This window comes from Bacillus sp. SRL337, assembly GCF_984799155.1.
In genome coordinates, this window is the sequence record NZ_OZ481793.1 from 4,065,577 (window position 1) to 4,090,110 (window position 24,534).

17 protein-coding genes and 3 pseudogenes are annotated in these 24,534 nt (G+C 40.1%); 5 read left to right on the forward strand and 15 right to left on the reverse strand.

Annotated elements, in window-relative coordinates:
* Nucleotides 1-163: 163 nt before the first annotated feature.
* Nucleotides 164-1,858, forward strand: coding sequence for an alpha,alpha-phosphotrehalase (gene treC / locus AC4E8A_RS20535; RefSeq protein WP_490195638.1), 1,695 nt, complete (start codon nucleotides 164-166; stop codon nucleotides 1,856-1,858).
* Nucleotides 1,859-2,251: 393 nt separating this feature from the next.
* On the opposite strand, the gene AC4E8A_RS20540 is transcribed toward treC, so the two are convergent.
* Nucleotides 2,252-2,869: a Cif family virulence factor gene (locus AC4E8A_RS20540; RefSeq protein WP_490195639.1), complete on the reverse strand. Its 618-nt coding sequence runs from the start codon at nucleotides 2,867-2,869 to the stop codon at nucleotides 2,252-2,254.
* 114 nt (nucleotides 2,870-2,983) lie between these two features.
* Here AC4E8A_RS20540 and treR point away from each other — a divergent pair, with 114 nt between their 5' ends.
* Nucleotides 2,984-3,703 (forward strand): trehalose operon repressor, encoded by a 720-nt coding sequence (gene treR, locus AC4E8A_RS20545; RefSeq protein WP_490195640.1) that lies wholly within the window; start codon nucleotides 2,984-2,986, stop codon nucleotides 3,701-3,703.
* 145 nt (nucleotides 3,704-3,848) lie between these two features.
* On the opposite strand, the gene AC4E8A_RS20550 is transcribed toward treR, so the two are convergent.
* The 13 genes and pseudogenes from AC4E8A_RS20550 to AC4E8A_RS20610 all read right to left on the reverse strand — a co-directional run bounded on the left by AC4E8A_RS20550 (nucleotide 3,849) and on the right by AC4E8A_RS20610 (nucleotide 20,310).
* Nucleotides 3,849-4,436, reverse strand: coding sequence for a methyl-accepting chemotaxis protein (locus tag AC4E8A_RS20550; RefSeq protein WP_490198951.1), 588 nt, complete (start codon nucleotides 4,434-4,436; stop codon nucleotides 3,849-3,851).
* Nucleotides 4,437-5,574: 1,138 nt separating this feature from the next.
* On the reverse strand, nucleotides 5,575-5,931 hold the full coding sequence (locus AC4E8A_RS20555) for a response regulator (protein WP_490195641.1): 357 nt from the start codon (nucleotides 5,929-5,931) through the stop codon (nucleotides 5,575-5,577).
* A gap of 22 nt (nucleotides 5,932-5,953) precedes the next feature.
* A complete protein-coding gene (locus tag AC4E8A_RS20560; protein ID WP_490195642.1) occupies nucleotides 5,954-6,409 on the reverse strand; it encodes a chemotaxis protein CheX in 456 nt (151 codons plus the stop codon).
* A 15-nt stretch (nucleotides 6,410-6,424) separates the two neighbouring features.
* The gene (locus tag AC4E8A_RS20565; protein ID WP_490195643.1) at nucleotides 6,425-6,787 is read right to left on the reverse strand and encodes a hypothetical protein; all 363 of its coding nucleotides are present in this window, start codon (nucleotides 6,785-6,787) and stop codon (nucleotides 6,425-6,427) included.
* Between the two features lie 29 nt (nucleotides 6,788-6,816).
* Nucleotides 6,817-7,773: a methyl-accepting chemotaxis protein gene (locus AC4E8A_RS20570; protein WP_490198952.1), complete on the reverse strand. Its 957-nt coding sequence runs from the start codon at nucleotides 7,771-7,773 to the stop codon at nucleotides 6,817-6,819.
* Nucleotides 7,756-8,619, reverse strand: a pseudogene (locus AC4E8A_RS20575) (methyl-accepting chemotaxis protein); the annotation flags it as partial. The gene AC4E8A_RS20570 and the pseudogene AC4E8A_RS20575, both read right to left, overlap by 18 nt.
* Complete coding sequence (locus tag AC4E8A_RS20580; protein ID WP_490195644.1) at nucleotides 8,616-9,332, reverse strand: EAL domain-containing protein; 717 nt, start codon at nucleotides 9,330-9,332, stop codon at nucleotides 8,616-8,618. The pseudogene AC4E8A_RS20575 and the gene AC4E8A_RS20580, both read right to left, overlap by 4 nt.
* 332 nt (nucleotides 9,333-9,664) lie before the next feature.
* Nucleotides 9,665-11,115: pseudogene (locus tag AC4E8A_RS20585) on the reverse strand (IS1182 family transposase).
* Nucleotides 11,116-11,461: 346 nt separating this feature from the next.
* Nucleotides 11,462-12,190: a LytR/AlgR family response regulator transcription factor gene (locus AC4E8A_RS20590; protein ID WP_490195645.1), complete on the reverse strand. Its 729-nt coding sequence runs from the start codon at nucleotides 12,188-12,190 to the stop codon at nucleotides 11,462-11,464.
* Nucleotides 12,191-12,192: 2 nt separating this feature from the next.
* Entirely contained in the window at nucleotides 12,193-14,841 is a 2,649-nt protein-coding gene (locus AC4E8A_RS20595; RefSeq protein WP_490195646.1) for an ATP-binding protein, read from the reverse strand.
* Nucleotides 14,842-14,995: 154 nt separating this feature from the next.
* On the reverse strand, nucleotides 14,996-17,818 hold the full coding sequence (locus AC4E8A_RS20600) for a bifunctional diguanylate cyclase/phosphodiesterase (protein ID WP_490195647.1): 2,823 nt from the start codon (nucleotides 17,816-17,818) through the stop codon (nucleotides 14,996-14,998).
* Nucleotides 17,819-18,458: 640 nt separating this feature from the next.
* Nucleotides 18,459-19,139, reverse strand: coding sequence for a response regulator (locus AC4E8A_RS20605; RefSeq protein ID WP_490198953.1), 681 nt, complete (start codon nucleotides 19,137-19,139; stop codon nucleotides 18,459-18,461).
* Nucleotides 19,140-19,167: 28 nt separating this feature from the next.
* Entirely contained in the window at nucleotides 19,168-20,310 is a 1,143-nt protein-coding gene (locus AC4E8A_RS20610; RefSeq protein WP_490195648.1) for a sensor histidine kinase, read from the reverse strand.
* Nucleotides 20,311-20,811: 501 nt separating this feature from the next.
* Here AC4E8A_RS20610 and AC4E8A_RS20615 point away from each other — a divergent pair.
* From AC4E8A_RS20615 to AC4E8A_RS20625, 3 genes and pseudogenes are all read left to right on the forward strand, one after another.
* Entirely contained in the window at nucleotides 20,812-21,447 is a 636-nt protein-coding gene (locus AC4E8A_RS20615) for a YigZ family protein (protein ID WP_490195649.1), read from the forward strand.
* A 203-nt stretch (nucleotides 21,448-21,650) separates the two neighbouring features.
* On the forward strand, nucleotides 21,651-22,667 hold the full coding sequence (locus AC4E8A_RS20620; protein WP_490195650.1) for an LCP family protein: 1,017 nt from the start codon (nucleotides 21,651-21,653) through the stop codon (nucleotides 22,665-22,667).
* A 295-nt stretch (nucleotides 22,668-22,962) separates the two neighbouring features.
* Nucleotides 22,963-23,265, forward strand: a pseudogene (locus AC4E8A_RS20625) (transposase); the annotation flags it as partial.
* A gap of 127 nt (nucleotides 23,266-23,392) precedes the next feature.
* Here the strand turns inward: AC4E8A_RS20625 and AC4E8A_RS20630 are convergent.
* Nucleotides 23,393-24,445, reverse strand: coding sequence for a glycosyltransferase family 4 protein (locus AC4E8A_RS20630; RefSeq protein WP_490195651.1), 1,053 nt, complete (start codon nucleotides 24,443-24,445; stop codon nucleotides 23,393-23,395).
* Between the last annotated feature and the right edge of the window lie 89 nt (nucleotides 24,446-24,534).

The following is a 24,534-nucleotide window of genomic DNA, read 5'->3' on the forward strand; positions in this document are numbered from 1 at the left end:
ACGGAAACAGCACACTAGTTACGAGGCAACTTAAAACAACGAAAACAGCGGGACAGTCCCGCACCGAATTAACGCGTTAAAGCAATGGGGGACAGTCCCCTGCCGCGGTGAAGTGCTAAAGTACACCCTCAACAAAAATACTTATCTGGCAGGTGTAATTACTATGAAAAAACAGCAACCATGGTGGAAAAAGTCGGTTGTTTATCAAATTTACCCGAAAAGCTTTAATGATACATCGGGGAATGGTGTCGGCGATATCAAAGGAATCACCGAGAAACTAGACTACCTGAAGGAACTCGGCATCGACGTTGTCTGGCTCACACCGATTTATAAATCTCCTCAGCGCGACAACGGCTACGACATTGCCGATTACTTCAACATCCATGAAGAATACGGCTCCATGGAAGACTTTGACGAACTGCTGTCAGAAGCACACGACAGAGGCATCAAAATCATCATGGATATCGTCGTCAATCACACATCCACTGAACACGAATGGTTCATTGAATCCCGCAAATCAAAAGACAACCCTTACCGTGACTACTACATCTGGCGTGACGGCAAGGAAGACGGATCCGAACCGACAAACTGGCAGTCCAAATTTGGCGGAAATGCCTGGCAGTATGACAATGAAACCGGCCAGCACTACCTTCATCTGTTCGATGTCACGCAGGCTGACCTGAATTGGGAAAATGAAGAACTGCGTACGGAAGTGTACGACATGATGAAATTTTGGCTCGATAAAGGTGTCGACGGCTTCCGCCTGGACGTCATCAATCTGATTTCCAAGAACCAGGACTTCCCTGATGATGACGGCTCTGCAGCACCGGGAGACGGGCGTAAATTTTACACAGACGGCCCTCGTGTTCACGAATTCATGAATGAAATGAACCAAGAGGTATTCTCAAAATATGACATCATGACTGTTGGAGAGATGAGCTCAACGACAATCGAAAACTGCATCAAGTACTCAAATCCTGAACGCAACGAACTGAGCATGACATTCAACTTCCATCATTTAAAAGTCGATTATCCAAACGGCGAAAAATGGACAGTTGCAGACTTTGACTTTTTACAATTAAAAGATATCCTGTCCACTTGGCAAAGCGAAATGCACAAAGGCGGCGGCTGGAATGCCCTGTTCTGGTGCAACCATGATCAGCCGCGTATCGTGTCCCGCTATGGTAATGACGGCGAGTACCGCAGCCTGTCAGCCAAAATGCTGGCCACGACCATCCATATGATGCAAGGAACACCATATATCTACCAAGGTGAAGAGTTCGGGATGACCAACCCGAAGTTCACAAGCATCGATGAATACCGTGATGTTGAATCCATCAACATCTTCAATATCCTAAAAGAACAAGGAAAATCCGAGGAAGAAGTCCTGGAAATCCTTCGCCATAAATCGCGTGACAACTCACGTACGCCAGTCCAATGGGATAGCAGCGAAAACGCCGGTTTCACCACCGGCACTCCATGGATCCCGGCAGCCCGGAATTATCATGAAATCAACGCAAAGATGGCAGTAGAAGACAAAGACTCCATCTTCTATCACTATCAAAAACTCATATCCCTGCGGAAAGAATATGACATCATCACAGACGGTGACTATCAGCTGCTGACACCGGAGCATGCCGATGTCTTTGCCTATGTACGTAACGGCGAAAACGAAAGACTCCTTGTCGTTAACAACTTCTATGGCAATAAAACAGTATTTTACCTGCCGAACGAGGAACTGGATATCGGCGGCTGGAACAAGGAAATCCTGATTTCCAACTATGATGACAGCCAAACAGACCTGGAACTGATCAAACTTCGCCCTTATGAGTCTGTAGTATATCGTTTAACAAAATAGTTTCTGATACCCGCTGCGAGCCAGCGGGTATTTTTTTGCCCGTTTACCCCTTTTACGGCCCAACACTCCTTGTTTCCCTCTTCCTCATTGGCCCATTTACCTCTTTTACGGCCCAACACCCTTTGTTTCCCTCTTCCTCATTGGCCAATTTATCCCTTTTACGGACCATCACCCTTTGTTTTCCTCTTCCTCATTGGCCCATTTAGCCTTTCTCCCAGCCACTTCCCTCATTAATGCTGTCCTTTCGGCGGTGCCTGCCACTTACCAGCCATACGATGCTGGTACAAGCTCGGTCACATTAGGAATCACAAACCGCTCGATTTGTCCAAGGTAATAAAACTCCAAAACCACAAAAAAAGCACCAGCCTAAAGGCCAGTACTTCCTATAACACTTTATTCGGTCTCAGACTTGGACTCTGTGGCAGCCGCATCTTCACCCTCATCCTGCTTAACCCGGATCATCGATACCTTCCAGCCCTCATCTGTCTTCTGGAAGATCGTCAACTGTCTTCCAGTCGTGGTCGCTTCACGGTCACTGTTAGGATCTTTTGTCGTTACTTCCAATTCAGCGTAAACGTCTGCTTTCTTGCCTTGATAGTTGATGATTTTCACATTCGAGGCTTTTCTTCTGACATCGAGTTTGCTGAACACGTTATTGACAGCAGCTTCTTCCTCTTCCAGCGTAAAATTCACTGGTGTTTTAGAAAGAGTCGCCATATATCTTTCTGCATCTTCATCATTGAAGGATTCGATATATTCATTGAACGCATCCAGAATGGCCTGCTTTTCTTCTTCCGGGATATCTGCCGCTTCCTTCATATCCTTAGCTTCCTCAAGGATTTGAGCCGTCTGCTCTTCAAGAGGGTTGGCTGATTCTTCTGTCTGCTCTTCCTGTGTGCTCTCGTCAGGCTTGTCCGTATTACCGGCATTTTCATTATTGTTACAGCCTGCAAGAAGAAGGCTGCTTACGCCAAGACCAATCATGAATTTTTTCCAAAGCTGTGTAGTCAAAATCCTTCACCCTTTTCTAAAATATGCGATAAGTCCATTTTACCTGAATAATCCCAAAACTCACAAGCTCTTATTGAAAATACCTAAGTATGGTAAAATAAATATGGTGATATTATGACAAAAAACAATAAATATATGCACATATACCAAGAAATCGCGGACAAGATCCAAGACGGGGGCTACCCGCCGAACGAAACACTGCCATCAGAGAATGAACTCGCCGAACACTATGAGACGTCCAGGGAAACCATCCGCAAAGCCCTGACCCTCCTTTCACAAAAGGGATTCATCCAGAAAATTCGCGGAAAAGGATCCCTTGTCTTAGATGTGTCGAAACTGAGCTTCCCCATCTCAGGACTTGTCAGCTTCAAGGAGCTCCAGGGGTCGCTCGGTGGAGAATCGCAAACGATCGTCTACGATTTCGGCCTCATCAAACCTGATCAAACCCTGGCTGCGCAGCTCGGCTGCAATCCGGATGAAGAGGTGTGGAAAGTCGTCCGGGCCCGCAATATCAAAGGAGAACGGATCATCCTGGATAAAGACTATTTTTTAAAAAAGAACGTCCCTCTCCTGACTAAAGAAATCTGCGAGAAATCCATCTATGAATACCTGGAAAATGAAATGAAGCTTCCGATCTCTTATGCAAAAAAAGAAATTGTTGTCGAGAGATGTACCGAGGAAGACCGATCATACCTTGACCTGGACGGGTTCGATCATGTTGTGGTTGTGAAAAACTATGTACACCTAGAAGACACCACACTTTTTCAATACACAGAATCCCGGCACAGGCTTGATAAATTCCGCTTTGTCGATTTTGCGCGGAGGAAGCATTAAGAAGGGAAGGGATATAACCAATCCCTGGTGGCGTCTCAAAAAAATACAAAAAAACTCAAAGCAGGTTTACACTTTGAGTTTTTTTATTCATTTGAAAAGATTCCGTATGATTGTTACTTCAGAACTCCTAAAAACCCGCTAAGCATTACACCTTAAACTTATGAATCAATTTATTTAAGTCATCTGCCAAGTAGGAAAGAGATTCAGACGAAGCAGAAACCTCTTCTGTTGAAGCCAGCTGTTCTTCTGTGGCTGCCGACACCGTTTCCATACTGTGGAGGGAGTTTACCACTACTTCCTTTACCGCATCAACAGAATCTGTTACTCTAACGGTGTTGTTCCCGATTTCATATGTCTTGGCAGAAACCGTTCTGATTTCTTTTTCCAATTTTTCAATTGCCGTTTGTATATCTACGAAGGTATTATTCAAAGTCGACACCTTCTGGATTCCCGAGGTAACGTCCCCTGTTGAGGTGTCCATCGTTTTCAAGACTACTGTTGTTTCTTCTTGCATCGTTTGGATTAAATCACTTATTCTTTGGGAGGATTCAGAAGATTCTTCGGCTAATTTACGAACCTCACTTGCCACTACTGAAAAACCTTTTCCATGTTCACCCGCTCTTGCTGCCTCAATGGCCGCATTCAGCGCAAGTAAATTGGTTTGTTCTGAAATCCCTCTTATTACACCAATAATATTGCCGATTTGTTGTGAGTGTTCCCCTAACTTTTGCATTGTAGAAGACAATTGCTTGACTGAATCCCCGATAAGAGTAAGCTGACCCAGTGCCACTTTTATTTCCTGGCTTCCTATACTTGTTTTTTCAGAAGCTGTACTTGTCAGTTCTTCCACAATTTCTGTACTTTCAGAAATAACCCTGATATCTTCCACTAACTTATCAATGACTTTTTTGCTTTCTTCCACTCGTGCCACTTGATCTTCCGCCACAGTGAGCTGTTCGTTCATAGTTGCTGAAATATGTTCACTCGCAGACGAAGTTTCTTCCGAGGTTGCAGAAAGCTCTTGTGAAGAGGAAGCAACCTGGTGACCTGTACTTTGTATCTCCTGAATCAACGCCTGCATATTATCCGCCAAGTTGTTAAAAACATGTCCAATATCTTCAAATTGATCCTTTGTTTTTAGATTGACTCGCTGGGTAAAGTCATTATCATTAAAAAGTGCCGCAATGTCCAGCAACTTTTCCAAGGGCTTTTCCACTACCATTTTTATCAAGACAAAAATAATTATAGCTCCAGCCAGTATAGTAACAGCCGCGGAACTGATATTAATCAATAGCGCATGCTCAAATAGTGAGTCAGCTATGCCCACTATAGTGGTCCTAATTAAAATCAGGAAAAATAACAAGCTTGAGAGACTTAGAGTCAATTTAAATTGCAAGCTTTTAAGTTTCACAAAAAGTAACCTCCAAATATTAAATGCTAATATCGGCATATTTCCTATACTCGACATTAAAAACTATACAACCTGTATTTCCGTTCCCGTAGGATAGAATATATTATCAGGAAAAGATGCAATTAAACGTAAATCAAGACACTGGTTGTGGTAGCTACCCTATTTTCAAAGTTCAACACTTCTGCTTCAGATTTACGACCAAAAAGGCTGAATAAAGCTTATCGGCATATTTTTCAGCAAGATATCCATAATTGATCCGATAAACCCTGTTATTGTATTCTCAGCAGGTATAAAACAAGAGGATTTTTCTGTTTTAAATCTCAATACAGGATGATAGATGTCTATCTTACACTCATACCATCACCTGAGAAGAAAATTTGGTTCCTGACATTAAAAGGTTTTTCCGTCACTATTCCCTTCCATGTCCCTGAGGTTCTTAAAGCAGCTCCTGAATATAGAATCACATCACTTTACGCAAAGCTTCTTCCAAGCGTTCGTCATTGAATGGTTTTACTAAGAAATCCTTTGCTCCTGCCTGAATTGCCTCTACAACCATGTTTTGCTGACCCATGGCTGAGCACATGATAATAGTGGCATTGGGGTCATTCTTCCTGATCTCTTTCACTGCCTCTACACCGTTCATTTCCGGCATTGTAATGTCCATCGTGACTAAATCAGGTTTTAATTCTTTATATTTTTCAACAGATACCAAGCCATTCTCTGCTTCTCCTACAACTTCATGCCCAATTCTGGTGATCATATCTTTCAGTTGCATACGCATAAATGCAGCATCGTCTGTTATTAGTATTCTAGCCATTTCAATCTCCTATCTTTATTCATTACTTATCCTTCAACAAATATAAAAACATTGAACCATTTTCAGGAAACATTACCTCTAATTCAATTGCACTTTCAAACCCTGAAAGCTTTGAATTCCCCTCTATCATTGTAGGAGCCGTTATATCCAAAACAGTTCCTCTTTCTGATAGATAGGTACAGAGACTCCCGGACAGCATGTTTCCTAACTCACCAGAAAAGGAGCTGAGCATATCCCCTTCAAGAGGCATACCGAACATGACTTCCCCGATAGAACTGAAAATGCCCGGCTCTCCCTTGAAGACTAATTTACCTTTCAAATCCCCTGTAAATCCGATAAGTACACCAAACTCCAATTGTAAATACTCATTTAATAGGTGAGGGGTTTTCTTTTCATAAGGTAATGGAACAATTTTATTCAAAGAATGCAGCATTCCATTCAATAGATCTGTAACCGGCTCAGTTACCGCAGTTGACATTGTGTATCCTCCTTTTTAATCTTGGAGAATGACAGAGCCGTCATTCTCCCAATATATATCGACTTGTTCCCGGATCTCTTCTTGCAGTGTCTTGCTATGTGCTATATAAAGGCCATTATTTTGTTCTTGAATATCACCAGAAACATCTTGGAGGCCATTTACAATCATGCTCAAATATCCGTCAGCTTTTGCGCCTCTTTCCCTTATAATCTCAACATCTATTATTACCCTTTCAATTTCACTTATAGGGAAGCATTGAAATATCTCTTTCACAAACGCCTCGGGAGATCTTATACTTGTATTGATAGTGCTTCTATATCGCCTTAAATAACTGACTAACTTACTTTTCAACTGTGCTTTATAAATTTCGTTTTCCATTTTCCCTGCCCGTTTCTTATTTAGATAGGTCATACACGGAACTTGCCGACAAGTCCGTTAAGATTCTCAGCGAGCTTGGTCAGCTCGGTTACATTTTGTGAGATTTCCTCCATCGAAGCAGATGTTTGCTGGGATGAGGCTGCTGTCTGTTCTATTCCTGCAGCGGATTCTTCAGAAACAGCTGCAATGCTTGAAATCGATTGATTCATATCTTCCCCGGTTTCTGAAATATCATGGAGATCTTGAGTTATAGTATTTATTTGTTCAACCACTGTTAATATTAAGCTATTGATTGTTTTGAATGTTTGACCTGTTTCCTGGACTTGACGCGTTCCAATTTCTACTTGGCCATATCCTTCCTCTAAAGAACCAGCAACTGCACTGGATTCAAATTGCACCTTTTGCACAATGCCTGTAATATCCACTACAGAAGAAGATACCTGTTCCGCAAGCCTTCTCACTTCATCTGCAACAACCGCAAACCCTCTCCCTTGTTCTCCTGCGCGGGCAGCTTCAATAGCAGCATTAAGTGCCAGTAAATTGGTTTGCTCTGCAATATCCTGGATAACAGAAACGAGTTTAGTTATCTCCTGAGATTGCTGATCCAGTCCTTTTACCTTCTGAACAGCTTCTTTAACAATTTTATCTATTGAATTCATTTGAATGACAGATTGCTTCATATACTCATTTCCTTGCTGTGTCATTTCCACTACATTTTCAACGGATTTACTGACCGCCGTACTTTGATCATTGGCACCTTTCAGCTTAGAAATAAAGTGCTCCATTGTCGATGCAATTTCAGTGGATATTGACGCTTGCTGCTCAGCACCGGAAGATAATTCCTGCATGGTCGATGCAACCTGTTCACTTGATTCCTTCACTTCACTCGAAGCCTGCATCATCTCTTCGCTTTGGGAAGTAACCGTTCCAGAAACATTGTCAATTTCACCAATCATTTCACGAAGGCTTCTAAGCATGGTGTTCATAGAATCACTTAATTCTCCAATCTCATCCTTGCCCTTATATTGACTTTCTTCTATTAGAAGATTACCTGAAGAAATCTCTTTTGACATTTCAATTACTTTATTCAAATTGTTCTTAACTAATCTATTAACAGCCATCACTATGAGAGTCCCCAGAATCGTTGAAATCAGTATCGAGATGACCAAAACAAGAATAGACTGAGTCAGACTGGATTTTGCCTCCTGAATGGACTCTTCTCTCTGATCGTTAATCAGAGCTCTCAATTCGTCAAATACTTCAACGGTTTTCAATCGAAGCAGACGAGCTTTTTGACGTGTGAATCCTATTTCTTCCGGGTTTCCCTCTTTAACAGCAGGAATGACTTCATTCAGGAATATATCATTTACCTCTGTGTCATTTGCTGAAATTTGTTTAAAGAAATCAACCTCTTCTTTTGTATCCATTGATTCCTTAACCTCTTTTTCCAAGGCATTATACTCTTCTCGCTTTTCTTCAAATTCGCTAATATAAATCGGTTCAGAAGTATTGATGTAATCAACTATTCTAATATCCTTCGTCCGGAACAATGATGCCATTTCCGTAACCTTGATGGCCCTGTCCCCTCTTATTTCCAAGGTTTCAATATCATTTTTAACACTTCCAACTTGGAAAAAAATAATGACCGCGGAAATACAGAAAAGTACCATGGTTATTGTTAGTGCAACACCATATTGCCAACCTATTTTCACATTCTGCAATAGCTTTGGATTGAACTTGATGTTCTTGGTTAACTTGCCTATCTTAGAAAACATACTCATGCTCCTTTGGGTTCTTAGTTGTCTATGATTCTTAAAATGGTCTAATTTCATAATCTTTCAGGCCTTCCCATTAAATACCCCTGACCGATAGGAACTTTTAGTACTTTGGCCAAAGCCAAGTCGATGGGCTTTTCTATCCCCTCAATAATTAAGACAATATCTTCTCCATCACAGTACTGAGAGATAAGAGACACCATTTTTTGTTTTTGTTCCGACTTACTCAACTGTTGGGAAAAATAACGGTCAAGCTTCACATATTTGGGCTGGAATTCAATTATTTTGTTCAGTGATGCCGCTCCTTTACCCAGATCATCCAGAGCAATATAAATCCCTATTTCCTTGAGCCAGCTGATTTTATCCTTCAAGTCGGGCATCTGCCATATATGTTCTTCCTCGCTGGATTCATTTAGTTCAAGGATGAGCTTATTAACAATATGGGGATAACTTGTTACCATTTCTCTGATAAATTGAGGGAATTCTTCATGAAGTAACGTAGATGGATATAGATTCAAAAATAAATATTGAGAATGAAAGTTCGGGAAAGATTCAATGGCTTTACGCAATGAATAGGTATCTAATTGAAAGAGATAAGCACTTTTCCTTGCCTTTAAAAAAGCCTCATCTGGAGTAACATGGGTATCACTTCGAAACAGGCCTTCATAACCGTAAATCTTCCAGGTTTGCAGATCCCAAAGCGGTTGAAATTCATGATAAACATTTAATTGAGTGAATGGTTCCGTTTTTTTCAGTTTATTTATCGCCATTATGTCCAACCTTTTTTAAAATCATTTTATAATACTTAAGTCCTACAAACTTACTTGTAAATCATATGTATTTTTTCCTGTAATGTCCAATTCCTTTCGGGGTAGCAATCAAGACATTCAAACCCTCTCCAAGTCCATTTCAACACCATTCCAATCCCTTTAGACGATATTTCATTAATCCTAAAAAAAATCAACTCATGATTGGAGACCACTGAAAATCTGCCGATTTCTAGAATCAAACTTTGATTAATACAAAAAGACCCGACTCTTCTTCCTATAAAAGGAAGGAGAATCGGGTTTTTTCTTGAAATGTATCGTATAGGGGACTCTTTTTATCCCATTAGTTTTAGAATCCTTTTGATGTTCACCGCAAATATTGCCATGGCCCCTTGTAATTCCATGCCAATTAGACCCGAGGAATCTGCCACATTATACCCGTGTCTGTGTTTTAACTCACTATTTTTCGCTTCTATCTTATATCGTTCTTTCGCCTTTTCCTTAAAGTATTCACTTTCCTGGAATTTTGCCTGAGTGGAATGCTGGTCGGACTTTAAGGAAACGGAATAGGTCTTACTTTTGGCTCCTTCCTTGTAGCACCCTTCTCTAAGAGGGCATCTCTTACATTTATCTACGTCAAAATAGTAAGTGTCAACTTGGTTTGTGCCTACTCCTTTTTTACCTTGCCTAGCTTTCCGTATGGCCATATGTCCTGCCTTACAGACATACATGCCTGCATCTTTATTAAAGTCGAATTCGTTCTCTTTTTTTCGAGCACCTTGAGTGATTAGAGGGTGTAATCTTGAAACCAGTTTGATTCCTTTTTCCTTACTAAATTCAATATTGTCTTTCTCCGAATAAGCCGCATCCCCAATAACCGTCTCAACTTTTATACCCGCGTTTTTACTTTTTTCAATCAGTGTCTGAAGTTCTTTTCCGTCACTTTTTTCTCCGGTGGTAATGGTTGCGGCTGTGATAATACGTTCTTCACTCATCGCAAGATGGGTTTTGTAGCCGAAGAAGGAGGAGTCTGCTGTTTTGTGCCCTACTTTGGCATCCTGATCGTGCATGGACTGGAGTTGCTCAATATCATCGGCAACCGTTTCTTTCAGGAGATTAAGCAGTTCCTTAACTTTTGGATATTCTAAAAAGGTCTCTTCCTTCTCTATCACCTCAATGAGCTTCTGTGAATAGGCGATCTCATCTTCCAGCACATCATTGGTTGGTTTCAAAGGGAATTTCTCTTTCATACTTTCATCGATTTTATAAATTGTTTTCCTAAGATTCTTGGAGCGCTCCATAAGGATTTCTTTTGGTTTCATTTGATTATAGCGGGCCTTGGTATGGGTGGCATCGACAATAATGGACTTACATTTTATGATTTCTTTCTCTATGGCGATCTCAACCGTCTTGTTTACAAGCATGTCTAACAAGTTCATGTCCTTTAACCTAAGTTTCCGAAACTTAGTTAAAGAACTTGAATCAATGACGGGCTCTTCTGGAGCCATATTCAAAAAATACTTGAAAGACATATCATACTTAGACCGCTCAACAATATCGACATCTGATACATCGTGAATGGTTTTCAAAAACAAATATTTGAACATGCGAAAAGGATCAATCGCATTTCGCCCATTATCATGACAAATTTATCCTTTAATTCATCAAAAATAAAGGAGAAGTTGATTAAATCATTTATTCTCCGTAACATATTGTCCTGAGGAACGACGATATCATAAAGGTCCATATACTTACTGAACATCATTGTTTGTTGTTGTTGAATCACTGGAAACCACCCACTTATATTGTTAGTACTATTATAAAGTAAGGTTTTAATAGCGGGTAGTGTTATTTTTCTCAACGTTGATTGGAGTGGAAGGTGCGCGACCTCCTGCGGGACTAGCGGGACAGGTGAGACCCCGCAGGCGAAGCCGAGGAGGCTCAACGCCCGCCCCGCGGAGTCGCACACCTGGAACGGAAATCAACACCTTTTCATAAAACGGGAAATGAAAAAGGCAGAATCGTTTTTTAAAGTAAACGATTCTGCCTTTTAGTTTTTTATTGGACTTTTTCAGTGGCCTCCATGATTGAGCTGATTCTTTTATGATGCAACTTCTTGATTTAATTGGCTATCATCGTCCCTTCAATCTATGGCTAACATCTTTTAGATGGTGCTTTGATATTTTGGCTTTTCTATCATAATGGTGAAAAGCTGCATAGTATGTCTGCCCTCTTGCCTCTATATTTGCTAGATGGTTTAAATTAATGATATAAGAGCGGTGTGACAAAATGAAATCCTCCGACAGGTCCTTCAGAATTTCAGAAAGAGGTTCATTATTTTGATATATACTCCCTTTGGTATGAATGGACGTCTTTCTATCTGTTTTTTCTATAAAGATAATTTCATTATAAGGAATGACGGATAAGTTATTGTAATGTCTCAAAACAAGGTTCTTTTCACTCTGTTTCCTTCTTACAGTCGTTGTGCCTGGAGGGCTGGCTCCCAGCAATGCAGCCCGGTCCAAAGCTTTCATAAACCTCTCCCTCTCTATTGGTTTAACAATATAGTCTGCAGCATTAATATCAAATGCTTCCAAGGCATACTCATCATATCCTGTCAGGAAGATAACTTGTAATCCCGGCAGCATTTCTCTACAGGATTTGATGGCTTCCATACCATTTAGCAAGGGCATCCCTATATCTACAACTGCAATATCAGGTTTTTCCACAATGAGATGTCTTATTAACTCTTCACCGTTCTTCGCTTCTCCTACTACCGTATAGTCAGAAGCTTTTGAAATAAAATGATTCAATACCTTTCTGGAAGCAGTGTCATCTTCAGCAATAACAATTTTCCTCATAATTAATTTTTCTCTCCCTTTAAATATTGACCAAGTACTCTATAAAGTTTACTGGTTTCAATCGGCTTGGTAATATAGTCATTAAATCCTTGAGCTAAAGCTTTATCAATATCATTCTTTAAAGCATTGGCACTTACGGCTATAACAGGTACATCACTGTTCTCCTGATGCCTGATAATATCCAGGACATCCAAGCCACTTATATCCGGGAGGTCCAAATCCAACAGGATTAAATCAATGATATTGGATTTAAACGCACGTATCCCATCCAGTCCATTCGATGTCAATATTAAATCTATTATCTGGTCTTCATGTTTTAACAAACTTACCATGAACCGCTGATTCATTTCACTATCTTCAATATATAATATGCGAGATGGGGATATTTTCAATTGATTATGACCGTTAAAGACTTCTCGCTTTTTAACAACAGAGGGGGCGTTATCCATAATCAAAGGCAGAAAAACATTAACCGTTGTGCCTTTTCCAATCTCACTATTAATTTCAAGATTCCCTTCTAACAGATCTATTATCTGCTTAACAAGCGTTAGTCCTATTCCTGCTCCAGGGGCAGTTGATTTTATGGAACGACTGCGATAGAAAGGCTTTGTGACTTCACTCATTTCGTCTTTTGGTATACCGATACCAGTGTCAGCTATAGAAATGCACACCTTCCTGTCGACCTGGACAGCTTTAACGGCTATACTTCCTCCTCTTTGGTTATATTTAACCGCGTTATCAATGAGGTTAATAAACACCTGTCTTAATTTAGTGCTGTCAGCTCTAACCGCAAAGTCCTCATCTGCCGCGTGAAAATGGATGGTTATGCCTCTATTTTCGGCTTCTGATTCGACCATTTTTATACTTTGCTCCAGTATTGTATATACCGAAACCTCTTTAATAAAGAATTGAAGACTGCCAGATTCAATCCTCGATAGATCCAAAACAGAATCAATTAACTTAAGAAGATGGCGTCCGGCTGTATATATCTCCTTTATATGCGACTTCTGAGTCTCTGTGAGATCATCGTCCATCTCTAGTACCTGTGTAAATCCCAGAACTCCATTTAGAGGTGTTCTTAATTCATGGCTCATTTTGGAAAGAAACTCAGACTTTGCATTATTTGCTTTATCCGCCTGCTCTTTTGATCGCAGCATTTCCCTTTCTGCAACCTTCTGCTGAGTAATATCAACAATGGTACTGATCACTTCTATTGTTTTTCCTTCCTTCTTTACAGGCATCAAGGTACTCAGTAAGTTCATGCCATTATAGGAATATTCATAGGCCACTTCCTTGCCATTCCATGCTGTATTATATTGCTGCAAATGAAAGTTAAACATATCCTCTGATAAAGATAAATCCTCCAATGCCTTCCCCATAACTGACTTTGGACTTAGTCCCGCTCTATATAATAGCTTTCCATCTATTAAAGTATGAATATACCTGTTATGTATTTTCTTGAACTTACAGATGATACCTAATTGATTTTTTAAAATCTGCCTTAATTCCTCTTCTGCTGTTTGCTGTCTATCCAATGCCTCATTCCTATCGGATAAATCTCTGGATATCAAGTAAATCCCTACAATACTTTGATTTTGTATAATAGGGAGGAATACCATAACAATGGGGAGAAAATCACCATCCTTTTTTACGATCAAGACTTCATTAGTGATTTTTGACTTTTGTATCAAAGCTTTTTGAATGGACTGATGAATGAGGTCTCTGTACTCTAAAGAAAACATAGTATAAACACTTTCATTCAATACTTGCTCTTTCGTATATCCCAGATGCTTTAAAAAGGGTTGGTTCGCATCTTTGATGTACCCCTCTTTATTCAATTCAAGTACAAACAGAGAGTTATAATGGAAAAGTGACTTATACTTCTCATCCAACATAAATTTTTGATAAAGCACTCTTTCATTCTGCACGTAAATGCCGATGATAAAACTAATGAACATTAAAATATTTGCCAATGCGAGAGATAGAGCGATAATCAGCATTTTTTCACTATTTTCGACAGTAAGAGTATTTATCCTCGACGGATGGACAACCCCTTGGAAAACAGTGACTTGCATTAGGGTAAGGGCTCCTCCCATCAAAAGTGACTTGTAATATTTCTTGAATAACCTTTTCCCACTATGTTCGTTCTGATTAATTGGGATGTGCAAGAAATATAGAAAGGAATAGGCTGTAACCAAAGAAAAAAAGAAAGAGATACATATAAATAGCCAGCTGAATTCGAGTTCTCCAGGTGTATCCAATGCTGTAAATCCAATATAATGTAAGAAAAGTTCAACAGTACCGATTGCAAAGCCGCTTACTACATACTTAAAAACAGATATCACTTTAAGGGTCACAAAGTAAAAAACACAGAACGAAACAATGCAGTGCACAAGAAAGGAGAGGATCAGCACCCACCAATTATAGTCAGTAAGACTCACAGCAGAATAGTAACCAATCAATCCTATGAAATGGATACTCCATAAGCAAAACCCCATTGCAATCGAAATCAGAAAGAGGTTGGGAAGCTTATAATTTCTCTTATTAACCAAGTGTTTGGTTGAAAAAACCAGCGACACCATCGATCCAAAAACTGCTATTATGGCAATAATTATAATAAACCTAGAATCTAAAACACCTAAATAAACCATAGTTGTTTCTTAATCTCCTCTGTATTCTCGTTTATTACATATATTACAGAATTATACCATTTCTTCAAAGGTTAAATTTTTTCCAAAATCAACGCAAAATGCTTGTGCCTTAAAGTCATTAGACACAAGCTCCTCTTCCTATAATCATCTATCTTTATAAAATGTTTTGATTTCCTTTATAGAATAGCCGTTCCTGTTCTAAAAGGGTCTCAAGCTTTACACTCGATATCGGCGGACTGATTAGGAACCCTTGGACTTCATTACAATGCAAATCATGAAGATAATGTAATTGCTCTTCTGTTTCCACACCTTCAGCAACCACATTCAACCCCAGCTTACTTGCCATTGAAATAACGGCAGTAGCAATAACGGTATCATCCGGTTCTGTTAGGAGATCCTGAATGAACGTGCGGTCAATCTTCAGCGTATCAACCGGAAATCTCTTCAAATAATTCAGTGATGAATACCCAGTACCAAAGTCATCAATCGCGATTGAGACACCAAGCTTTTTTATTTGTTTAAGTGTGCGGACAATTGAACGTTTGTTCTCCATGATGGCTGTCTCTGTTATTTCAAGTTCAAGCCAAACGGGATTCAAGCCCGTCTCTTCCAATACTCTTTTCACAGTGTCCACTATATCGCTATGTTTAATTTGCAAAACTGAAAGGTTTACAGACATCTTAATCGGCGGGTATCCAGCCTTCTGCCATTTTTTATTTTGAATGCAAGCCTGTGATAATACCCACTCTCCTATTTGGACTATCATTCCACTTTCTTCAGCTATCGGAATAAATTCGGCAGGTGAAACCATTCCCAGTTCTCCCTGCTCCCAGCGAAGCAGAGCCTCCATCCCTGACAGCTTACCTGTTTTGGTATCCATCTTAGGCTGGTAATGCAGTTCAAACTCTTCTCTTTCCAAAGCATCACGCATATAAGTTTCTAATTTGAATTTGTTGGATAAGATGGAGTTCATTTCATGATGATAGAATCTATAGGTGTTTTTCCCTTGATTTTTAGCCTGGTACATAGCTGTATCCGCAAACTTAATAAGAGATTCGACATCTTCGCCATCTGCTGGATACATACTTACACCAATACTTGTTGTAGTAACAAATGATTGCTCATCAATTTGATATGGTTGGGCAAGGGCGTGAATCAGTTTTGATGCTATACTGCTGACTTGTTGCTTATCTTCAATCCCAGCAAGGATGACAGTGAATTCATCTCCACCAAGCCGTGAAATGGTATCCCGCTCATCCAGACATTCTTTCAGCCTTGTACTCACGGCCTGTAAGAGTTTATCCCCCATATTATGGCCAAAGTGATCATTGATATATTTAAATCGGTCCAAATCCATAAACATAACTGCTACTTGATTTTGCTCCTCAGAAGCAAGTCCTAATTCCTGCTCCAAACATTTCTTAAACTTATAACGGTTAGGTAACTTTGTTAAGCTGTCATGGGAAGCGTGAAACTTAATCTTCTCCTCATTAAGTACTCTATCCGTAATATTGGTTGCAAAACTAAGGACAGAATGACATCTACCGTCATCTTCGATGATGGGGATCTTCACAACCTGCATCCAATGCTGATTTCCTTGGCTATCTATCAGAGATGCCTCAGGAATAAACTGTTCTTCTTTATTTTTGATAACTTCCCGGTTAATCCTCAGATAAAGTTCAACATCATCCTTATTCGAATTGAAATCAGACTCTTTCTTGCCGATAATCTCTTTCGGCGTAGTCCCCAATAAATCAGTGAATGCATGGTTCGATAAGGTATAATGGCCTTGTTTATCCATTATGTAAATTGCACTTGGACTCTTATCAATAATTTGCCGTAAAAACTCCTTTTGCGTTTTCAAGGATTTTTCTTTGGCAGCTAATTTATCCCTCGTCATTTTCAGTGACATTATCATTTCGTTGAATCTTTTTGAAAGGATGCCAATCTCACCTTTGTCACTCATCCCCTCAATAGGGTCAATAGGATCATGATAACTTCCATTTGCAATCCGATCTACTGCTTCGTATAACTTCCTTAAGGGCTTTATGGTTGCCATCGCATGGACGGCAGACATGACTGTTAACAAAGCAATAATACAAGCCGAGATTATCCACAAGGTTCTCTGAAATTCAGTGGACCCTAGAAGGACTGTTTCTCTGGGGACTTGGGCAACAACTCCCCAATTTAATCCAGGGATGTATTCATAGGACGAATACATCTTGGTTCCAAATTCATTTACTAAGGACATATAACCGGTTTCTTTACTCAATATTTTTTTGACTGCCTCATTATCAGACACGTTATCTCCCAGCATCCCCTTTTGAGGATGCGCAATAAGTTTTCCTGTTGAATCCACTATGTACGCATAGCTGTCCATTCCAATATTCAAATCTTTAAAGAGGGATTGGAAGAGTCCCTGATTATCAAGGTGTATCGATAAATGGATCACCTTCCTCAGAACACCCTTTTCATTTTCTACTGGTATTGAAAACAAGATAACAGAATTGCCCGAGGCAGACTTTCTTTTTAATACATTGCTAAAGTAAGGGTTATTTCCCTCTCTGATCTGCACAAGATATGGCAAATAGTTGGTTTCCTCATATTTATCCAAGTCCAAATACCTGGAGACCAGTACATTTCCCTGTTCATCGGTAATCGTTCCCCCGTCAAAGAAAGGCGATGTATCAATAATTTGATTCAATTCTCGATTAAGATACTTTAGATTACCTGACAGAAGCTCTTCATTCTGTTGACTGCTTTCAGCAATCGAATTTGCATGATCCAGCAGTAGGTTGGCTTGTTCGGCTAACCTGTTGACAGCCAAATCAGTCATTTCCTTAAACTGCTCCTGCGAAATTTTCGGAAGAATGACACTAGATGCAATGAAAATAAAACTGAATAAAAAAAGAATAGTTATAAACAAGACTAAAAAAATTCTCCAAAAGATTTGTGATTTGTATGCCTTTTTTTCCATAAGTAATGCCCCTATTTTGAAAAGGGCTGCTTACACCCTGTGTGTTAACAGCCCTTTTCCTTATTAAATAATAAATTTCTCTATTTCTTGTTTCATTTCCTGTGAACGGGAGGCAAGCTCTAAGCCAACTTATTTAATTTCACATTAATGACTCCAATTTATGATATGGACATGCTTTTCTAAATCCACAAAAATGCAATCGGCACTTCATATTTCATTTACCTGGTAGACACCTAACCAATCGATACTAAAGTCCCTATTTTATTACAATATTAATAAAAATTACCTGAAATGTCCAACTGGTTTATGTCCTTTTGCATGGGCTCATCATCCTGTCAGCTTTACTGTTCATTCATTTGACTCTAATTCCCATCCCCTTGAACTATTATAAGGAACACTTCTCTGATCAGACATTATAAATGAAGTTCTGCAAAATACGTTGAATGTAGAGGAATAATAACGAAACCACGGAATGGATACTAACTATGTGCTCCTTTCACGTTGAGAAATTATAAAATAATTTTGTATACACAATTACATTAGCTTCTTATTAAGGTGAATTTTGCGTGGGGATTACATGTGTTATCACACAAAAGAAAAAGGACAAGTCCCTTTAAATAGGCACTTGTCCAAATGCGTATTATCTAACTTCCACCCAGCCATTCTTGATTCCAGTAACTACAGCCTGGGTACGGTCATTCACATTCATTTTTTGAAGAATGTTACTTACATGGTTCTTAACCGTTTTTTCACTGATATAAAGTGCTTCGCCGATGCCGCGGTTACTCTTACCGTCCGCCAGCATCTGCAGGACTTCACACTCGCGGCGAGTCAATAAATGCAGCGGGCGCCGCACTTCGCTTTGTTTAAAGCCGCCTGTTTCCTGTGAATTGGCCAAACGGCGGTAATCGTTAATCAGGTTGTGCGTCACCTTAGGGTGAATGTAAGAACCACCAGCAGCAACCACTTTCACCGCTTCTATCAGTGCTTCGGAATCCATCTCTTTCAACAGGTATCCTAAAGCGCCTGTCTTCAAGGCATGGCTTACATAGTTTTCATCATCATGGATCGACAGGATGATGATCTTGGTGTCAGGATACTTTTGAATAAGCTCCTGAGTCGCTTCCACTCCATTTAATTGCGGCATATTGATATCCATCAATACCACGTCAGGATTGTGCTCTTCCACTAGTGAAATCGCCTCTGATCCGTCATCGCCCTCTGCCAATACGTTGAAACTTGGTTCAAATTCTAAGATGCGTTTTACCCCTTCTCGAAATAACTGATGATCGTCTATAATGACAATGTTTGTTGCCATGATTTCGCCTCCCTATGTGTACGAGAAAAATTTATGCCTTTAAAGGAACCTGGACAAGGATGACGGTGCCAGAACCGACTTTGGAGTCGATGCTCATTTCACCCTCAAGGATTTCAACCCGTTCCTTCATACCCATAATTCCAAAGGACCCGCTTTTCTTCTCTTTTGTATCGAATCCTTTTCCGTTATCTCTAATGATGACTGTCACTTTATCTTTGTTGATTTCTAATTTGACCAGGATCTCAGCCGCTCCCGAATGCTTCAATGCATTTTGGACGGATTCCTGGATCAACCTGAACAAGGCCACTTCATATTTGGATGGCAGCCTTTTTTCCTGGCCGACATTCACAAACCTTATAGTTGTTCCCTTGTGATATTCTTCGATAGTACTTAAGTATTTTGTGAGGGTCGGAACCAAACCTAAATCATCCAGTGCCATCGGTCTAAGGTCATAAATGATTCGGCGGACTTCATATAAGGCAGAACGGACCATTTTTTTAAGATCCTGTATCTCGCCTAAAGCAGCACCCGCTCCATTTTCACGGTATACCCGATCAATCAAATCTGACCTCAGCAGGACATTGGCCAGCATCTGAGCCGGTCCATCGTGGATTTCTCGTGAAAGCTTCTTCCTTTCTTCCTCTTGAGCCTCGATGATTTGCAGCCCGAAGTCATGCCTTTCTTTGGCATCTTCAAGTGCTGCACCCATCAACTTAAGGTCACTGCTCAAATAATTGAGCACAACGGAAATCTGGGAATTCAACTGTTCTGCACGATCGATGGTATCCTGCAGGTTCTTGATACGCCGTTCCAGGTCATCCCGGCGCTCGCGCAGCCTCGCTTCCGTCTGCCGGTTCAAGGATAGTTTCATTTGCAGGTCATGTGCCTTCTCATACGCTTCCCTCACCTGCTCCTCAGAGAAATTCTGAAAGTACTGGCTGACTTCGGAAAGCCTTCTTCTGGCAAAGCGGGATTTCTGTTCAAGCTCGTCACCTTCTTTGATGACTTTAAAGACAGACTCCCTTATGACTTTCAATTCTTCAGTGATGGATTCATAATCCTGACGACACTGTTCGCCGATTTCAAAAACATCATGTTTACTGCGGCCGACCGTGTCGATCATCTGCTCTAAAATGTTATCCAGCATCTTGGTGTTCACCTTTCTAATTGACACGGGACCCTCCTCCTAGTAACAATCTCATTGTACATGGAATTTATTTCATTACTATTGCAGAATAGTTAAAAACGTGATGCATGCACAAAAATAGATAAAAAGGCACAGATCAAAATTATTTTTTGTAAACCTTTAATCCTATATCGTTTCCTCAAAAATAGTTGTTCTTACAAAATTCCATATATTTACCTGTAAATCCTTTATTCATTTAGGCATATTTTGAATACGTTTCACTGAACGGAATCCATGTCTATTATACCATGTCACATATTGTCGAACATTAAAGTTTCGTTACATATTATTACCCATAGCAATGGACTCTTTATCGCTTTAAAGGACTAAGAGGGACTGTCCCTCTTAGTCCTTTAAAGCGATAAAGCAATACGTCAATTAATGCTAACTAAGTCTATATATAGTAAAATAAAAGGTATGCATATTGTCGAACTATGAATGACTACCCGATTGTGAAAGAAGATAAACCTATCGGAGAGGAGCATTATTTTGCTGCAAAAGTATTTAACGGTGAAAAAAGACGCAGGAGAACACGAAATCACAATAGAGCGCTCCCGCTTCATCGCCCATATAAAACGTGTCGAAACAGAAGAAGAAGCTCAAGGCTTCATCCAACAAATCAAGAAAGACCACTGGAATGCCAACCATAACTGTTCTGCCTACATGATCGGCGAGCATAATCTTATACAAAAGGCAAATGATGACGGCGAGCCAAGCGGAACCGCCGGTGTGCCGATGCTGGAGGTCCTCAAGAAACGTGACCTCAAGGACACTGTCGTCGTTGTCACGCGTTATTTCGGCGGAATCAAGCTTGGAGCCGGCGGATTGATCCGGGCCTATGGAAAAGCCGTCTCAGAAGGCCTCAATGCCGCAGGTGTTGTCGAACGGACACTGATGCGCGTAATGAAGACAAAAATCGACTATACTTGGCTGGGAAAAGTCGAAAACGAAGTCCGGTCTTCGAAGTACCCTCTAAAAGAAATCAACTACTTGGATACCGTCGAAGTTGTGACTTATGTCGAAGAAGATAAAACAGAGGAATTTGTCGAGTGGATGACAGAGTTGACGAATGGGCAGGGGGAAACGTCTGAAGGCGGTCTTGAATACTTAGAGAAAAACGTTTAATTATTAAGTGACCCTTCCCTATTCAATATCATCTTGAGAGTTAGATGTAACATTGAATAATCCAATAGTAAGGCACGTGTCATTGAATTTCCATTTACGCAACGGAACAAGGATAGTAAAATAGAGTTTAGTGTATTTAGTCGATTATCGGGGAAATACATTAGTAAGAGCTTTTATGAAAAGCAGCCAAAGGAGTTTATAATATGTCTGAAGAAAGAAGACATTTAAAGTCTCAAAGAAAGAAAAAGCGAAGGAGGCGAATTTTCTTCTTCCTCGTCGTGCCATTTCTATTAATTGCCCTTTCTGCTGCTGGCTACGGTGCATATCTCTATAAGAAAGCCGAGAGTGCGGTAAATGATTCCTTTAATGATCTTGACGGTCGGGATAAATCAGATAAACGCGAAACAGAGGTTAACCCTGAAGACGACAATATATCCATCTTATTCATTGGAGTCGATGAAAGTGACAGCAGAAATTTTGGTGATTCTGTCCGTTCTGATGCTTTAATGCTTGCTACATTGAACGAAAAAGACAAATCCGTTAAACTTGTCAGTATCCCACGTGATTCCTATGTCTATATTGACGAGGTGGGATATAAGACTAAAATCAACCACGCATTTGCTTACGGCGGTGCAAAAGCCTCGATGGAAACAGTTGAAGAACTTCTGGATATACCCGTTGATTACTATGTAAAAATGAATTTCTATGCCTTTATTGATGTAGTAAACGCTCTTAATGGCATTACTGTTGATGTTCCCTACGAACTTTCTGAAAAAGATTCAGAAGACACCCACAACGCGATTCACCTTCTACCTGGTGAGCAGCGATTAAATGGTGAAGAAGCACTTGCTTTCGCAAGGACTCGGAAGCTGGATAATGATATTGAACGTGGAAAAAGGCAACAGGATATACTAAAGGCAATCATGCAGAAAGCCTCTCAAGCAAACTCAATCACCAAATATGATGATGTCATTGAAGCGGTGGGAGAAAATATGGAAACCAATATGACCTTCTCTGAGATGAAGTCGCTAAGCAGCTACGGTATCAACAAAGATCTTGATGTTGAAACATTGACGTTGGATGGAACTGATTCATACATTGATGAGGTATATTATTGGGAATTGGACACAACTTCGGTTAACACTATTTCAACAAAATTAAAAAATCACCTGCAAGTGTCAAGCAAAGAAGACCAGGATAATGTAGTTCAAAAAAGGTAATTCAAAGCCGCAAAGGATTTATCCCGAGCGGCTTTTTATTTTTTACAAAATAAAAGAGACCTCTATGAGGGCTCCTCAGCTTGAAGACAAAGTCCAATATGGACCATGTCTACAAGCTTTTTTTGTATAGTGAAGTTGTAAATACTGTTTAGCTAAAAAGTTGATTTCTGCTACAGGCGGACGACTCCGCGGGCCGGGGGAGTTGTACTAAAAAGCGGAAGCCGCCGTTCCAACGACGTACGGGAGCGCTTGTGTATGAGATAAAGGAATCACAACGAACAACGTAATTCTACAGTGTAAGGACTGCCTGTTATTACAAAAATGCACTCAAAGTCAGAACCATACTAAAACATACTAAAATGATTCACAGACACCTCTGGCAGGATTACATAAATGGGGTGGAATATCTAATGCACACTAATCAGAACAAAACACTTTTTACGCCCAGCGCAGAGAAACAATCGAAAGAGTTTTTGCTGATTCGAAACGAGAAGCTTGGCGTGCGTTGGACGACCTTGAGAGGCTTTAAAATGCTTCAATGCAGGCGATGCTAACATTTGCTGCCATGAATCTTAAGAAACTGACAAACTGGACATAGCGGGGGCCAAGTCCAGTCTAATTCCTACATATTCACTCAAAAATTAACAAACCCCACTCCAACCAAAAGGTTGGAGTGGGGTTTGTCGGTCTGAAGAGCCCCCATAGAGGGCTCTTTATTAACTCGATTAATTATCTCTTCGTGCCTTCATCATTTTAAGTAAGGGTTGGTAATTATTGCCTACAAGACCAATACTTTCCACAAAAATCTCAATCGCCACAAGAAGGACACCAATCAAAATGACAGAACCCCAAAAGGTCGCTTGAGAGAAAATAACGGCTGCAAGACCAAACATGGCGGCAATGGCATAAATGATAAGCACTGTCTGACGATGAGAATATCCCATGCGCAGCAAACAATGATGCAAATGTGACTTATCTGGAGCTGATAAAGGCTGTTTATTTACGATTCTCCTGATTATTGCAAAGAATGTATCAGAAATCGGTACACCGAGAATAATAACAGGAATAATCAATGAAATGACGGTAATGTTCTTAAACCCTAACAAAGCCAAGACAGCTATCATGTACCCAAGGAACAATGCACCGGTGTCTCCCATAAAAATCTTTGCTGGGTGAAAATTATAAAATAGGAACCCTAAAGTGCTGACAAGAAGCAGAGAAGCCATCACAGCAACAAAGGTATCTCCCATAATAATGGCCATTCCAGATATAGTAATCAATCCAATCGAAGAAACACCAGCAGCCAGCCCGTCTAGTCCATCAATCAGGTTGACTGCATTTGTAACTCCGACAATCCAGACTATTGTTAAAGGGATACTTAAATAACCAAATTCAAGTGTCCCCCCGAATGGAAGGTTAATGAAATCAACCTGAGCGCCTCCCCATACAACGACAAGGAGTGCAGCAATAATTTGTCCAAGCAATTTGAGTTTTGCAGATAACTCATAGACATCATCAAGAGCTCCTGTTAATACGATGACAACGGCACCTGCGATAATTGCATTTGCATTGGTATAAGGATCTGAAGGCTGGAGGATAATAACCCCAAGGATGAAACTTAAGAATATAGCTAAGCCTCCAAGACGAGGCATAATTTTTTCGTGAACTTTTCTGTGATTCGGACTGTCGGTTGCCCCAATTTTTATGGCAATCTTTTTAACTAACGGTGTCAAAACAATCGAGGCAATAAAGCAAAGGAACAAGGTCAGGTAAACCATGTGATACCTCCTTAATAATATCATATCCAATTTTATCTGATTTCAATTTGTTACTTTTAGGCAATTTAAGGTTTAATAAGCTAGCAATA